We start from the raw sequence: 1,242 nt of genomic DNA, 5'->3' as shown, positions 1-1,242 counted from the left end.
GATGATCACTGATGGGCTGCGAGCCCTTCACGTCCGGGTCACCGCCAGCCGCGAACCCCGCTCAAGTTCGAAGAGCCTTCATTATCGCCTCGTCATGAATTGTTACTGGCCGCGTTTTGCCGCCGCAGCGGCTCGTCGTAGGCGATGAGCAGGTGTGCGGGCGGATGCTCGCGAAGTCCGGGCAAGAATTTGTGCAGGGCAGCGCTGGCCGTGCCGGATGTGCCGATCCAGCAGTCGCGTACCAGGCGGGAGAATGTCTCTGGATCGATGCTGCGTGCGGTGGGAAACCGAAGGATCTTGGCGCCGTCTCGTCCCACGTCCGGGCGCGCGTACATGAGCTGCACGTAGTCGGCGGGCAGGTAGTGCCCATCGATCAACTGGTTGTCCGCGTGCAGCTTGGTCATGGGGTAGGCGAACTTCACGAACGCGCTCGTGTTGGCCAGGTGGAAGTCCACGGTGGTCGACGGTGCCGTGTGCTCGGTACAGGCAAGCATGGCCTGGAGTTGACCGGGGAGCCGGTCCTGGCCGTTGATGCGGTGGATGAGACCACCGCGGTCTTTGGTCAACACCTTGTACTGCACTCGAGAACGTGTTCTCCCTCGTCCAGGACGAGGGGATCCCGCTGGTCTGGGTGCCGCGAAAGGAGATTGTCCGACAGGTCCTTCAGTCGGCAAACCGAGATGAGCGGATCAAGGTTTTGCTGGCGCACCGTGACGACGTCATCCAGGACTGCCAGGACGTTCTTGCCAAGGTCAGCGATGGCGAGTTGGTGAGCCAATTTCCGCTCGCCGCGAGCGCCGTCGATGCGTTCGCGGATGGGCACGACGAGGCCGCTCAGTCGCTCGCCGTGGTCGTCACCGAAACCGTCGTGTCTCGGACGATCGACCGGGACTACAAGAAGGTCAAGAACGCCGTGAAGATCGACGACTGAGGAGATCTGTCGGTTGCTGAGCTGCGGCTCAGGACCGCGCTGGCCGCTATCGGGCCGTTCTACGCCGCATGGTTCCCCAGCTGGGGCACGCCGGCGCCCACAGAACTCAGCCGCCACGTCACCGTCCACCAGGCCGATGTCGGCCACTACACGGCAGGCAACAGCATCGTCGCCGTCGTGCTGATGACCTCCATCCTCCACGCCATTCAGGAGTTGCACGAAGAGCCCTAAGCGAAGCGACGTCTCGTAACTCGGGCGGGACGAACGTTCCCGGTGCTGTCCGGTGGTCAGCCGGCGAGGGCGATGTTGTG

Annotated in this window: 2 protein-coding genes; one reads left to right on the top strand and one right to left on the bottom strand. The window is 63.5% G+C overall.

Annotated elements, in window-relative coordinates; translation table 11 throughout:
* Window positions 1-92: 92 nt before the first annotated feature.
* A complete protein-coding gene (locus tag ACVCAH_RS37895) occupies window positions 93-581 on the bottom strand; it encodes a hypothetical protein (RefSeq protein WP_447141014.1) in 489 nt (162 codons plus the stop codon).
* Window positions 582-589: 8 nt separating this feature from the next.
* Here ACVCAH_RS37895 and ACVCAH_RS37890 point away from each other — a divergent pair, with 8 nt between their 5' ends.
* The gene (locus ACVCAH_RS37890; protein ID WP_447141013.1) at window positions 590-931 is read left to right on the top strand and encodes a hypothetical protein; all 342 of its coding nucleotides are present in this window, start codon (window positions 590-592) and stop codon (window positions 929-931) included.
* The last annotated feature ends 311 nt before the right edge of the window (window positions 932-1,242 follow it).

This window comes from Micromonospora sp. LZ34, from assembly GCF_052981855.1.
Note: the sequence above shows the minus strand (reverse complement) of the source record. Positions and strands in the feature narration are given on the sequence as shown.